Source organism: Brasilonema sp. UFV-L1 (genome assembly GCF_012912105.1).
GTDB lineage: Bacteria > Cyanobacteriota > Cyanobacteriia > Cyanobacteriales > Nostocaceae > Brasilonema.
Genome location: NZ_QMEA01000068.1, coordinates 48,773 through 62,150 on the forward strand (window position 1 = coordinate 48,773; position 13,378 = coordinate 62,150).

At 42.2% G+C, this 13,378-nt stretch carries 14 protein-coding genes and 1 pseudogene; 3 read left to right on the forward strand and 12 right to left on the reverse strand.

Annotation, left to right across the window (positions count from 1 at the left end):
- Nucleotides 1-137: 137 nt before the first annotated feature.
- From coaBC to DP117_RS19895, 8 genes are all read right to left on the reverse strand, one after another.
- The gene (gene coaBC, locus DP117_RS19860) at nucleotides 138-1,340 is read right to left on the reverse strand and encodes a bifunctional phosphopantothenoylcysteine decarboxylase/phosphopantothenate--cysteine ligase CoaBC (protein ID WP_169219985.1); all 1,203 of its coding nucleotides are present in this window, start codon (nucleotides 1,338-1,340) and stop codon (nucleotides 138-140) included.
- Entirely contained in the window at nucleotides 1,341-1,553 is a 213-nt protein-coding gene (locus DP117_RS19865) for a DUF2555 domain-containing protein (RefSeq protein WP_169219986.1), read from the reverse strand.
- 191 nt (nucleotides 1,554-1,744) lie between these two features.
- Complete coding sequence (locus tag DP117_RS19870; RefSeq protein WP_169219987.1) at nucleotides 1,745-2,377, reverse strand: alpha/beta hydrolase; 633 nt, start codon at nucleotides 2,375-2,377, stop codon at nucleotides 1,745-1,747.
- 155 nt (nucleotides 2,378-2,532) lie between these two features.
- Nucleotides 2,533-2,793 carry a hypothetical protein gene (locus DP117_RS19875; protein WP_169219988.1) on the reverse strand — a complete coding sequence of 87 codons (261 nt, stop codon included), beginning with the start codon at nucleotides 2,791-2,793 and terminating at the stop codon, nucleotides 2,533-2,535.
- The gene (locus DP117_RS19880; RefSeq protein ID WP_169219989.1) at nucleotides 2,793-2,993 is read right to left on the reverse strand and encodes a hypothetical protein; all 201 of its coding nucleotides are present in this window, start codon (nucleotides 2,991-2,993) and stop codon (nucleotides 2,793-2,795) included. Before DP117_RS19880 ends, DP117_RS19875 begins: the two co-directional genes overlap by 1 nt.
- Nucleotides 2,980-3,147, reverse strand: a complete 168-nt coding sequence (locus DP117_RS19885; protein WP_169219990.1) for a hypothetical protein — start codon at nucleotides 3,145-3,147, stop codon at nucleotides 2,980-2,982. The genes DP117_RS19880 and DP117_RS19885 overlap by 14 nt, the downstream gene beginning before the upstream one ends.
- Nucleotides 3,148-3,243: 96 nt before the next feature.
- Nucleotides 3,244-4,401, reverse strand: a complete 1,158-nt coding sequence (locus DP117_RS19890; RefSeq protein ID WP_169219991.1) for a hypothetical protein — start codon at nucleotides 4,399-4,401, stop codon at nucleotides 3,244-3,246.
- Nucleotides 4,402-4,555: 154 nt separating this feature from the next.
- A complete protein-coding gene (locus DP117_RS19895) occupies nucleotides 4,556-5,233 on the reverse strand; it encodes a Uma2 family endonuclease (RefSeq protein ID WP_348983004.1) in 678 nt (225 codons plus the stop codon).
- A 114-nt stretch (nucleotides 5,234-5,347) separates the two neighbouring features.
- Here DP117_RS19895 and purH point away from each other — a divergent pair, with 114 nt between their 5' ends.
- Nucleotides 5,348-6,892, forward strand: coding sequence for a bifunctional phosphoribosylaminoimidazolecarboxamide formyltransferase/IMP cyclohydrolase (gene purH / locus DP117_RS19900; protein WP_169219992.1), 1,545 nt, complete (start codon nucleotides 5,348-5,350; stop codon nucleotides 6,890-6,892).
- An 878-nt stretch (nucleotides 6,893-7,770) separates the two neighbouring features.
- On the opposite strand, the gene DP117_RS19905 is transcribed toward purH, so the two are convergent.
- Together DP117_RS19905 and DP117_RS19910 are read right to left on the reverse strand one after the other, a co-directional pair.
- The gene (locus tag DP117_RS19905; protein WP_169219993.1) at nucleotides 7,771-7,959 is read right to left on the reverse strand and encodes a hypothetical protein; all 189 of its coding nucleotides are present in this window, start codon (nucleotides 7,957-7,959) and stop codon (nucleotides 7,771-7,773) included.
- 5 nt (nucleotides 7,960-7,964) lie between these two features.
- Nucleotides 7,965-8,264: a hypothetical protein gene (locus DP117_RS19910; protein WP_169219994.1), complete on the reverse strand. Its 300-nt coding sequence runs from the start codon at nucleotides 8,262-8,264 to the stop codon at nucleotides 7,965-7,967.
- A gap of 1,618 nt (nucleotides 8,265-9,882) precedes the next feature.
- Here DP117_RS19910 and DP117_RS19915 point away from each other — a divergent pair.
- Nucleotides 9,883-10,854, forward strand: a complete 972-nt coding sequence (locus DP117_RS19915) for a DMT family transporter (protein WP_169219995.1) — start codon at nucleotides 9,883-9,885, stop codon at nucleotides 10,852-10,854.
- A gap of 153 nt (nucleotides 10,855-11,007) precedes the next feature.
- On the opposite strand, the pseudogene DP117_RS19920 reads toward DP117_RS19915, so the two are convergent.
- Nucleotides 11,008-11,442: pseudogene (locus DP117_RS19920) on the reverse strand (IS607 family transposase); the annotation flags it as partial.
- A gap of 322 nt (nucleotides 11,443-11,764) precedes the next feature.
- Here DP117_RS19920 and DP117_RS36350 point away from each other — a divergent pair.
- Nucleotides 11,765-11,923, forward strand: a complete 159-nt coding sequence (locus tag DP117_RS36350) for a CopG family transcriptional regulator (RefSeq protein WP_169219996.1) — start codon at nucleotides 11,765-11,767, stop codon at nucleotides 11,921-11,923.
- A gap of 287 nt (nucleotides 11,924-12,210) precedes the next feature.
- Here DP117_RS36350 and DP117_RS19930 read toward each other — a convergent pair whose 3' ends face one another.
- Entirely contained in the window at nucleotides 12,211-12,396 is a 186-nt protein-coding gene (locus DP117_RS19930) for a CopG family transcriptional regulator (RefSeq protein ID WP_169219997.1), read from the reverse strand.
- Between the last annotated feature and the right edge of the window lie 982 nt (nucleotides 12,397-13,378).

Consider the following 13,378-nt stretch of genomic DNA (forward strand, 5'->3'; position numbering starts at 1 on the left):
ATGGGCGATTTTTCCGGAGGCTGGCAGATTTTTCAATCGTTGTGACCCAACCCCACAAGCTTATCTGAAGAAGATATATTACCTGGTTTTGTCTTAGATTTACAGATAGTATGGGGTTGAGTTGTCAGTTGCTTTCGTTATTTCTTTGCCAACACATCAAAAATATGATGAGCCATTTCTAATTTGGAACAAAACGGAATTTCTATCTTTTGTCCTTGCTTATCCAAAAATATCGCTCGATTATTATCACTTCCAAAACCGCTATCTGGTTCATCTATGGGGTTAGCAATAATCGCATCCAAGTTTTTACTGTGCAATTTCTCTAATGCTGGTGTGACAATATCTCCTGTCTGTGCTGCAAACCCAATCAATTGTTGATGTGGTTGTTTGAGACGTGCCAATTCTACAACAATATCTGGTACGGGTTCCAAAGGTAAGGCTTGCGGAAGAGATTTTTTCGCTAACTTTTCTTTACTGTACTCCCGTGGCTTGACATCCGCCACTGCTGCCGACATAATAATCATTTCTGCGTTCGGTAAGTGCTGCACCATGCTTGCTTGCATTTGCTCTGCACTCACAACAGAGATTGCTTGCACTCCTAATGGTACATCCCAACTTGCCGGACTATGTACCAATGTCACGCTTGCTCCTCGGTGCAGTGCTGCTTGTGCTAAAGCTAACCCCATTTTCCCTGTGGAAGGATTACCAATAAATCGTACTGGATCAAGATGCTCTCGTGTTCCCCCTGCACTAATCAAAACTCGCTTACCTACCAAATCTCGCATCCCGCCGGTGTGTAACAACGATTGCACATAAGCAACAATCTCTTGGGGTTCTGCCATTCTACCAGCACCGACGCGATCGCACGCCAATAAGCCCGACCCTGTGCAAATACCATGAAATCGACTCTCTGTCAAGATTTGTTGCCAATTGCGTTGCACCGCCTGCTGTTCCCACATATCAGTGTTCATTGCTGGCGCTAGCAGTACAGAACAAGTGGAAGCCAAAACAGTATTTGTGAGCAAATTGTCAGCCATACCATAAGCTAACTTTGCTAAAGTATTTGCAGTTAAAGGCGCAATGACAATTAAATCTGCCCACTCACCTAAATCAATATGTAATGGACGAGAGTGAGTTGGTTGCCAAAAATTTTCATCTGTATAAGCGCAATGGCGAGAAAGCGTCGCGAAAGTCAGGGGCGTAACAAATTTTTGTGCTGAATTAGTGAGAATAACTTTTACTTCCACTCCGATTTGAAATAAAGTGGAAACAACCTCACAGATTTTATAGGCGGCAATACCGCCGCCTACTCCAATCAGAACCCGTCTCTTCTGAACCATCTACGCCTCATCGTAGGGTTCTAAATCCAGGAGATGAATATATGGTTCAACTAACTCTGGACGCGCAAAGGCGATCGCCCGCAGTAGATGCCAATCATTCAAACCCTCAAAAGCATTACTGTAATTATCCTGCTCCAGACGTGTAGCTAACACTTCCACCTCTTGTGGAGTCATGCTAGCAATTTCTGTTCTAGAAATGCTTAGAGTTTTCATTATACTTGCCCCTCCCTTTTGCAGCATTCGCATCCAGCATGGGTTGAGTTGCGCTTGACGCAGCCACCCAATATATATTACTCACTTGCGAGCAACAATTTCGTGAAAATTTTCCGGATTTTTAAGGGAATTTGTAAAAATCTTCTAACCCAGACTTAGTGATGTTTAAAGAAAAGACAAATTTCCTGTATTTATGCATTGTTAACAACAAAATTTCGTAACAACTCTAGCATTTCTGGTCGAATTTCATGACCGATATCAAATTCATAGTATTGTACTGCTGCTCCTAGAGATTCAAGAGTTTTTTGTGCTGAGAGAGCAGCTTGTAGTGGCACAACTGTATCTTGTCTTCCATGCATAATTAGAACGGGTGGTAGAGACGCCAAATTTTGCGTTTCTAGATTTTCTAGATTTGGATGTAAATAACCACTTAAAGAAACTAAGCCAGCTAGAGGTAATCTTAATCCTATATCCAAAGTCATAGCCCCACCTTGAGAAAATCCGCTCAAAATTGTCCGCGACAAAGGCACACCAGTGATACCTTCTAAAGATAGCAACCAATCTGTTAGCATCTGGCGACTTTCAGTTAACCCTTGATACATATTTTCTATTCTTAAGTCATACCATGCTCTGCCAATAGAAGAATGAGGATAGGGAAAAGGTGCATTCGGAAACAGAAATTGATAATCTGGCAAATTGAAAAACGGCAACAAATACGCCACATCTTCAGCATTTGCACCCCAACCGTGTAAAGTGACAATTAAACCCTTTGGGGGTTGTCCGGTTTTTGGAGGGATGCTGATAAATTCTAGAGTATTAGTCATTTATTTATTAGTCGTTAGTTACTGGTCCTTAGTCATTCACAGGAGGACAGATGAGTAAGGACAAGGGACAGTCAAGCATAAAACGTATGCAATGACAAGATAAAAAATTTTGCATCAGCAATTTTCATGTAGCGACTTCTTGTTGTTATGCCGCGCTACAGCTTACTGATCAGCTTGTCATACTCTGCGTGTGTACCGATCCAAAACCATGAAATACCGTTTTCCACCTCAACACCTAAAGCACGGTAATTTAACCCTGCTCGAACCGACCAATAAGTGTTACCCAGCTTTTTAAAATGCAATGATGGATGAGACGGATCAGTTTTGAGCAACTCGTAGCATTGATCAGCAGTTCGCTGCACACTTTCAGGTAGAGCATCGTAGTATTGCCAAAATCGCCGTGTTGCGTAGTGCATCAAATTTCGCGACAGTGCCCTGCTTGGAACTCAGCGATCGCCTCTTGAGCCAACGATTCCAACCTACCGTCTGCAATGTCTCGCTCTAGTTGTTCATCCCAACGCTGATAATCCAGGTCGAAAAACCATTGTCTCAGTTTCTCAAAGTCATTGGATGGAAGTGAGAGAATTGCAGATTCAATTTGCTCAAGGTTTGACATGACCAGTTTCTACCTCTGTGTCCTTGAAGAAATTATAACTTTTGCATTTATACCAAAATATCTCTTCTGTCCGCATATCAACACTAGGACTCTGCCGAAGAACACCACGAACAATCTGATTATTGAAATTTTCATCAGCCAGGAATCGTACCATTTTAAATTACCCGTGCTGACTTCGTCTAGCCAGTAAGCGCTCACGTATTCCAATCGGGTTAAAACATTGTTATCCCGCTCTACACTACACGATAAATTACCAGTCCATATTTGTATACATATCCTCAAGATAACATTGGTGTTCTATGAAAGATACCATCTCCTGCTCACAACTCAAAGCTGCCTTCAACCCTCTGCGGCTTCTCTCATCAAGATATAAGTTTAAGCCAGCATCAATGTATTGAAATGCCAGTTTAAAACTCCCATTTTTCAGGAGTGCATCACATTCATCGAGTGCCGCACAAATTTCCTTGAAATCTGAATAGGTGATCGGCAAACTTGGAAATTGAAAACGGCTTTCATCTTTTGCAAGGCTGGCTGGAATTGATCCTAAGCCTGGGACTTGGACGAAGAAGGTTTGTCCTTCATAATCAAAACCTCCATGAGCGAGTGTATTTCTCCATTTTCTTTTGATCTGCTTCAACTTTTCTAGGACAGTTTGTTCAGCTTCATTAGCTGGAGGCTTACCGAAGATTCTTTGAAAGCTTTTTTCCCAACTACCTCTCACAAACTCTAGGATATTTTCTTGACAGGGATTAAAATCAGTGAATGGAAGGAGTAAAATAAGGTAATGCTCAAGAGCACTAAAATAGGCATCAAGAGATGTAGAGGCTAAGAAAAATCCTTCTCTATGAGCTTCGCTAAAGTTATTCAAAGTATTGACAGAATCTTCAAGAGGATTGCCTCTAGATATAGAATCCTTGCTATCAATGGTTTTGGCGTGAAGGGGGTGCTGCTCCTGGTGAAACTTTAATTCTGCTTGTTTTCGTAGAAAAAGATATCTCTCTCTGAATAAGAATGATTTATTTTCAATTGATATTTGACCATTTGAAAAAGAAGTCTTAACTAAATCCTGAAAGGCTTCATTTGCCACAGGGAGTGATTTTTTTAGCAGTATTAGAAAGTCTTCTAATATCTCGGCCTCTTGCTTATCTTTAATTCCAAACTGCAAGCCAGATTTTGAGTGTGCTGCAAACATTGGTTTGTCTCGAAAACTGAAATAGGCTATCCAAGCCATCTTTTCTTGGGGTCGATCAATTGGAATACAACCCAAACAGTGAACAAGAATGAGGTAAACCATAAATGGGGGTGGCAAAAAAGGATTAGGGGAGGTGACAAACCACTCACCATCCAAATTTTCCGGACTTTTAGGATTCAAGTATTCAAATATTTTCCCTAGCTCATTCTGTGCCATTATTCCTCAAGCATCTCCTCACTAAAAGAGAGCGTTTAATCAGCTCGATTCTAGCCCAGAAATTAATGGCTGGCAGGGGACATAGAGAGGGTTGCGCTTTAACCAGAGGAAATTCTTGTTTTGAGGTAAAGTAATGTGTCGCAGAGGCCGCGCGTCAGTTCCGCCCAGCCAGCACTTGATCGCCACTTAAATCCAGCCCTGGGAAAGTAGCAGAAATAATACGCTCTTCTCCTCGGAATCCCACAGCATCATAGAACCCTTCTACTAGGGTGCATACCGTTACCACCTCTTGAATAGGATCAACAATCCAATATTCGGGAATTTCGAGGACGGCATACTCGGAACGCTTGCTGCGGTAATCTGTAGTTTGAGTAGATTCGCTGACGACTTCTACCACAAGTAGAGGAGGAGGTTCGTTGAGTTCGATGACTGCTTCTCGGTTGAAGAGTGCTTCCCACTGCTCTATTGGTAAAACTACCACGTCTGGAACCCGCGAGGTGTCCCACCGTCCCCCGCGTGGCGAACGAATTCCGACGGAAAACTTTTGTGCTGTCCAATTCCTTCCCATTTTGGCACTTTCATCATCGAAGGTTCGTTCTAAAAACTTGGAGATTCCGCCATGCTTACCAGTGCCAAGACTCATGGGGATTAATTCTCCATCAACCAATTCGTATTGGGTATCCGTGCCATCGTCATACTTGAGATACTCTGCAAAAGTAAGTTTCTTAGTTGCTGCGGTCATAGCGATCGCACTCTTGATCAATGACTCAATACAGCTATTGTATTCCAGACGATGTTTCCTTTTCAGCTTAACTAGAAGTGTCCCGTTCACTCGTTGCGCGATACCCACATGCGATAAGCCAGAGGCTTATCGCTCGTGCGCCCGCTAAATGCAACAATAGACATCTGCACTAATTGTAAATACACCAAAGGAAGCTTGGGAAACATGGCGCGTCTAGCACTGCTGAGTGTATCTAATAAAACAGGATTAATCGACCTTGCCCGTAGCTTAGTAGAAGAATTTGACTTTGAATTTATCAGCAGTGGAGGAACAGCCAAAGCACTGAAAGATGCAGGGCTACCAGTGACGAAAGTTGCTGATTACACAGGTTCTCCAGAAATTTTAGGTGGTCGAGTCAAAACATTGCATCCTCGGATACATGGCGGTATCTTAGCACGACGGGATATACCCGAAGATGTAGCAGATTTGGAAAATAACCAAATTCGCCCGATTGATTTGGTTGTCGTGAATCTTTATCCTTTTGAAGAAACGATCGCAAAACTTGGCGTAACTTTACCTGAGGCGATTGAGCAAATTGATATCGGTGGTCCTGCTATGCTCAGGGCAGCATCAAAAAACTTTGCTCATCTGACAATTTTATGTGAGCCAACGCAGTATGAAGAATATTTACAGGAAATGCACCGCTCAAATGGTGAACCATCCCTAGAGTTTCGGCAAAAGTGTGCCTTAAAAGGATTTTTACATACTTCTAGCTATGATCAGACCATAGCAGCATACCTGAGTCAGAGCCTTAGCAAAGAAGCAGAATTACCTCAACAATACACCCTTAGGAGCAAACAACTACAATCTCTCCGTTACGGCGAAAATCCTCATCAAAGTGCAGCTTGGTATCAAACTGGTACAACTCCAACTGGATGGGCAACTGCAACTCAACTGCAAGGCAAAGAGCTCAGTTACAATAACTTGGTTGATTTAGAAGCAGCACGACGGATTATTTCTGAATTCTCCGACTCCCCAGCAGCAGCGATTATCAAACATAACAATCCCTGTGGTGTCGCTTTGGGAAATACCATCCAAGAAGCTTATCAAAAAGCATTCAACGCTGACTCGGTTTCTGCTTTCGGTGGAATTGTCGCACTAAACCATCCAATTGACGCTGGAACTGCTACTGAGTTAACAAAAACTTTTTTAGAATGCGTAGTTGCACCAGGTTGTGAAGCGCAAGCACAAGATATTTTGGCTGCTAAATCAAAAGTGCGGATATTAATATTACCAAACTTAAGCAGCGGACCGAAAGAAACCATAAAAGTCATTGCAGGTGGTTTCCTGCTACAAGCCTCAGATGACGCGGTAGCCAACACCAGCACATGGCAAATCGTCACCGAAAAGCAACCGAGTGATGATGAGTTGGAAGAATTGTTGTTTGCTTGGAAAGTTTGTAAACACGTTAAGTCTAATGCGATTGTTGTCAGTGGCGATCGCACAACTTTGGGTGTGGGTGCAGGTCAAATGAACCGTGTTGGCTCAGTTAAAATTGCCTTAGAACAAGCTGGAGAAAAAGCCAAAGGAGCAATTCTCGCCAGCGATGGATTCTTCCCCTTTGATGATTCAGTCAAAACAGCAGCCGCAGCCGGAATTAAGGGTATTGTGCAACCAGGGGGAAGTTTACGGGATCAAGATTCGATACTCGCTGCGAATGAACTGGGTTTAGTCATGGTGTTAACAGGTATCCGTCACTTTTTACATTAGAAAATCTCTTTCCTCAGAGAGATGTCAACTTCAAAATAAGCCATAAGACATAGAAAAAGATGAATACTCTATGTCTGAAGACGGTAGAACAGTTGCAAAAGTGTCACCCATTAAAAATATCATTTCATCCAACCCGTGATATTGTTTATGTAGTGTGAGGAGTAAGTTGAAGACAGAAAGCGCTTGAAGTCGAAACACGGCCAGACGTTCAAGCGCTTTTTGTTTTGTCAGATAGAATAAGGTTCAGTTGTCAAACTGTCACCTAGTTTACTTGATGTTTCATAAAGTCGATGTTATTCTCTAGTTGTGTGTGTGAGGAGCAAGTATAAATCAAAAAGCGCTTCGGGTGGAAACGCGGTAACACTCCAGAGCGCTTTTTGTTATTTTTGTTGTCAGTAGTGTTTGTGTCATGAAAAATATCGTGACTGAAAAAACCCATCAACAGTCCACAAATACACAGCACTGCTATTTGAGTTATGAAACCAAGCTATTAATAAAACATAAAGAGGAGGGAATGAGGGAAGAAAATTGTCCCTCGTTCACTCACTCACGGTACGCACTTCACGCGTTTGCGAGCGTGAAAAAATTTTTTGATTTTATAAAACCGTACCTTATATTATCAAAAGAAGTCAGGAGTCAGGAGTCAGGAGCGGAGCAAGGAAAGCTCCGCCTCCGGTCAGAATGAACGAGCGGTACTCCTTATGCGGATGACTCTAGGGGTCGCGCAACCCCACCGTCTTCACGGGAGCCAGTACTGAAGGAGGGGAGCCACTGCGTTGGGCGGCTTTGCCGACTTGAAGCATGTGGCGTTCTCCCGACAGAGGTATCTGGTGAGACCAGCACGGCGCAGGAGGGTCTCCCTCCGTAGGCGACTGGCGTTAGCGTTTGCGTAGCGCCCCCTTAGGGGCTAGCGGAACCGGAGGTTCTCCCCGAAGGGCGTTGTCTACAATTGGTTGGGGTCCCAAACCCCATTCAATCATATTGCTGAATTCTGAATCAGGACTTGCTGAATTCTTCTTCATGAATTCTTCCTCAATCAATTGAGTGAATTTGCTCAGAGATTCCATCCTTATTACTCCACTAAAATATCATGATATTTTCGATTGATTTCTTCAAGGGTTGTAGCCATCTGAGTCAATTTAACCGCGCACAAACCAGCTAAGAGTGCCAGATCTATGTCGTTCACTACATCCTGATATTCGCTATTTAAAAAGCCGTTTTCATTCAGCAGTTTGGAAATTTCAAAACTGAGTTCAAGCAAAGCCCTAGAAAGAATCGTTTGCTCTCGAATCGCGTATCCACAAGCCGTGAGAAGTCCGGCTAACTCTGGGTAACTGAGAGTATCTACAACATCTACAATTTGGTTTACCATAATTGTGTGAATCCATTTCTAATGGGTTTTACGGAAACGAGAGAGGCAACGTTCGGATTGGCAGTCTTGCGTTGCTTCTCTTTTTAAAGTCCCTTGGTTTTCCAAGTTAATTGATTGTACCTCTTTGCCAAGGGGTTGCTGTACAAGCTTTTGGGAGATTTTTACTTTTTTTACTTTCAAGGTTCACTTCAAAGAATTTCTGACTACTTTTTATTGGTTTAAAGTCCCAATTCCCATATGTAAATGAGATCATTGTCTTTGTATTTGTGGATTCTCGCTTCAGATATTGCAATTCTCACTTGCATAAAATACACGCATGCGTTATTTCTGACACGGTATTGCCGTGCGCCTACAAACAACATGTGTTGCACGCAATGGAGAACTGCTATATGTGTATACCTGATTCGTGTATTCGATTCCTGGAGTGATGATTTGTTGGGTTTTTCCTTTGTATTCGCTGTGAATGATTGCCTTTGGCACAGAACTCTTGCACAAAGCGTGCCACAGGCATACGCCCAATCGCCACAAAATCAGTTTTAGTTGTGTCAGTCGCTTTGTTCTCGGGGATTCCAATGCTCATATTTTGTACCAAGCTTCAAGAAGTGAGAAAAAGGGTGTAAAGAGCATTTGTAAACTCATGCACAAATAAATGATGTAAGAAAGTGACACCAGAAATCGAAATCTTCATCAGTATTAGCAAGTAATTTTTATAACCTATTTGTAGCACAAAATTACGTAAAAAAAAGAACAATAAGGCGTGGGCGAACTATGAAGTGTCTGTGTTTGCGTTTTAGATGCAAAAAATCAGCTTAGTTTTAGAATATAAGACTTACGCACGCTCTCAAAATGGACATTATGTGTATAACGTAATTTGGTCGTTTCAGACTTTTGACAATTACTGATAAATAGGTGGTGATCAGCCGGAGGCTTGAGGCGCTCGCCAGAGAGCAGCACATTAGAAAGAACGCGTATCGCGCTCAAGATGAATCAAAAAATCAAGTTTGAATGTCTGAAATCTATGTTCCATATTTGGCATTTCCTGCTCAAAAGTCAGTCCTAGAGTCATGGTATGTGAGATAGCTTTATTTTTTATTAAAAAGAGTAAAAACCGATTGTGATGAGGTCTTCCACGTGAGAAAAACAGCACGAGCGTAGGTTCGGTTGATCGTCAAGCCCCGACATTTATAAGGCAGTGCTCGGCTAGGGTTCCCCGACTTGTAGCACCTGCCGTGCGTGGTAATACGCTCGTGCTGTTTTTCTAGGGGTCGAGGTCTCTGTAAAAGAAAGCGGAACCTTATTAACAACACAGATATCCGTGTCGCAAACCGAGTCAACCCAGACGGGGGTCTTACACGAAAAAAAATCGTCAGCCTTTGTCTGTTGATCTATCAACCCCCACGAGTACTCGTAGTAATAAGGCTGACGATTTTTTAGGGGACAATGCGTCGAAAGGTTCCGCTTTCTTCCAGACAAAGTGCGTGGACAAATGCGTGACAGTTGAGGGTGCGGAATATCGGCTTGAAGTAACTTTAGTGAAAGATTGTTGAGAAATATAAACTAATATGCTGAAATAACAACAGTAGAAATATAAAAAAGCTCAAACATTTCCATTGACTCAATGACAGATCAACTGAAATTCTCACAAGTTACGTTGTTCAAAACACCAGCTTCGATGGTAAACGCTGCATTATTCGCTGGTATCATTGCCATATCTTTTGGCGCTATCCTCATCAGATGGAGTGAATACGAACTTAGCCCGATTGCTACTGTATTTAATCGTTTCTGGCTCAGTAGTGTCGTCTTCGGGTTATGGTATGGAAGCAAGGTGATACGTCATCGACTTTGGGGCGAACCTGTCCAACAGGAGCATTACACCTTCAGCGGGCTTTTGCAATTGCTCGGTGCTGGCACTTTTTTTACTGCCTCTTTATCCCTTGTGGCTTGGTCGTTGACTCAAACTAGTGTTGCGATCTCGACTGTCCTGCATAATCTCTCTCCTATATTTACCAGCTTAGGGGCGTGGCTGTTATTCTCTATGAGCTTAAACCGCCAATTCCTCATTGGCATGGTTATCGCTATTGGGGGAGCGATCGCCATTGAACGAGATGAGCTACTCACAGCCACTAGTAATGTACTTGGAGACGTAGCTGCCATTACATCTGCAGTTTTCTTAGCAGCTTACCTGCTCCTTGTAGAACAACTGCGAACCAAATTCACTCCCATAACAATTCAGTTGTGGATCTGTTTGAGCGCTACCGTAGTCATGTTCCCGATAGTTCTGTTGAGTGGAAATAAAATTTTCCCTTCAACTGTTGAGGGATGGTTGGCAGTCATTTGTTTTTCCCTCGTCTGCCAAGTTTTCGGTCACGGACTTTTGATATATTGCCTAGAGAAATTGTCCTCAGTAGTCGTCTCCCTTTTTCATCTCCTAGAGCCAGTTTTTGCTGGAGTTTTCGCGCTTGTCATATTTTGGGAAAGGCTAAGTTTTTCTCATTGGGTTGGCTTTGCCGTAGTTCTTATTGGTTTATACCTAGCCGTATCTAGCCAAATTGGTGTTCATTCCTCATTCAACCAACCAGAAAGCGAATAGTCGCTGTTTGCTATTGTTTGCGGAGCGCAGACGCCTAAAGACCTATCGTCCGTTATAAATAAAAGAAACACTATTGCCCAAAAAAGTATGGCGAACACTTTGAATTTTACTGAATTCGTACTTCTGTTGCTCAAAGCTGGTTTCTTCAGTTGATTTGTTAATAATGACAATCTCAGTCTCAAACTCCTCACACATAGCAAAAACAAGTTCAGAACTAAATCTAAGCAATCTATCCTTGTGTGTTAGGACTAATCGACCTACATCACCTTGCATGATGCGTTTGAGCAGCTTCTGAAGTCCTTTTTTGTTGTAATTAAGTCCTGAGCCTAAATCAGATATGGTTTCGTATTGCCAGCCATTGGTTGCGCTAAATGCTTCTAAAACCTGTATCTGCCTGCTTAAATCTTCTTTTTGATCATGGCTCGACACACGGGCGTAATTGATGGTTATGCGCTCTTCTAGCTGGTTTAAATCGCGTGGTGTGATTCGTTTGATATCTGCTAGATGGAACCGCCTATGACCACTAGGTGTTCGTTCAAATCGTAATTTACCAGCGTCCGCCCACCTGCGAACAGTCTTTGGCTGCATCTCCTATTGAAATAGTCACATCCTGATTTTCCATTAGACTGTACCTCTCTCAATACACTCTATTATGTGGATAATAAGGATGCTTTGTCTATTTGTGGGTAGATTTTAACTAACAGTTTCATACCCATCAGTTACATTGTTATCATTAGGGCGATAGCTAGCCCCTTAGGGGGCCTGCGCTAACGCTGCTACCTTACTTTGCAAAGCGCGAGCGCATGAGCGTTCGGCAGATCGCGTGTTGCTATAGTTTAGTTCCGTATAGTCAAATGATAATTGACAATTGATTGGTCATAAACTTGTGTAATACAACAAGATTTTTACCATGAATAAAAAATGGGCAGTCAAGCGAATCACCATAAATTTGGCATTAAATGAGGCTTCCAAGCTTGAAAAGTATTGTGATCAGACAGGGAGAGCAGCGACAGACGTCATCCGGGAACTGATTCGAGCGTTACCGGTGACGAGACCTGAAGTAGAATGAGCAGTGTGTTTCTTTTTGAAACTAACAGGCTTTTCGACTAACAAGCGATTTTTTCTGTATTGTGTTTTGCAGTTAGAACTGTGAGCAGCGCGTTGCGGGGGTTCCCCCCGTTGTAGCGACTGCGAAGATCGCGGTTACAATCTGTGAGCTTTACTTTTCTCTAGTAGTCCGTCAAGGCAGCTTTGCGGGCTTAACATGCGGGCTTAACAGCAGCACAGACAGCAGCTCTTTAAGACCCCACTTAAAACCCTTCTAAAGGCTAACGTTTGAGAGTGGGGTTGAAAACGTTAGGTTAAGGATAACTCTTGAATAAGTTCCCGAATCACATCCATAACTGCTTTACCTGTCTGGTTGCAATACTTTTCAAGCCTGGAAGCTTCATTTGGTGTTAAGTCTACGGTGATTTCTTTGACTGGCGATTTTTGACTAAGGTTTGCAAAACCGGCAAATGTATGTCCAACTGGCTCATTCATCGTTTCTATATTTTTATTAAGATTACTAAATATTGCCAATCCAGAACCATCTTTACCAGGGAAAATCTGGATTTTGAGATGGAACTTAACTCACATAGCGCTTCTGGTTTGAATAAAGTGCGGATTTATCCGTGTAGCCAATAAACTGACTTGCCTCAGTGACCTATATGTTTTCTTTTACTCATAATTAAACACCTATGTCGTCTCGCACTAAGTTATAGTTTTCCTCTGTTTGCATGAAACTACGCTACTTTCCTAGGAAGGAATACGAATAAAAGAACAGAACAAGTAGCACTCAATACTATTCTTTCGCAAGTAAAAAAGTATAACTATACAAAATAGCTAGATAAGTACTATGAGTCTGTGTTGGAGAATACAACACTTAAGTGAGTCACTGGATGTAAAAACTTCTTTGAAAAACAAGCTGAATTTCTACCCTTTGAGTCAAAAAAGACAAACAATCAATTCAATATACTAAAAAAAAGTATATTTTTTGGCAAAAAAATACCATACTCTGTTAAAACAAAGTTTACATATATCTTTAAGTTCATCCTTAACTTCTTAATTTTCAGTTGCTTAAAGTTTGAAAAAATGCACTGTAAGGCGAAAAGAAACTTCATTGCTTAATACGTATAGATTTCATCTTTTGACTTATCAAAAGATGAAATCACAAATGACATCAGTGAACAGTGAGCCAGCACTGTTGGCGCAGCATGTCCTCTGGAGAAGCTACGCGTTGGCGCAGCCATTCCTTAGGCATAGGACATAAAAGGGAGACTCCAGTACTGACTCACTAATAACTGATAGCTGATAACTGTTGAATAGGCGATCGCGTGGCGGAAATAAAAATACCATTCAAAAATCAAAAAGCTTGTGTCATAAGCTTTTTGATTTTTGAGATTGCGTCGCTTCGCTCTTTGCGGCACACTCCGAATGGTGCAACGCTACGCGATTTTGACTGACTCGGCAGTGGTACTAAACT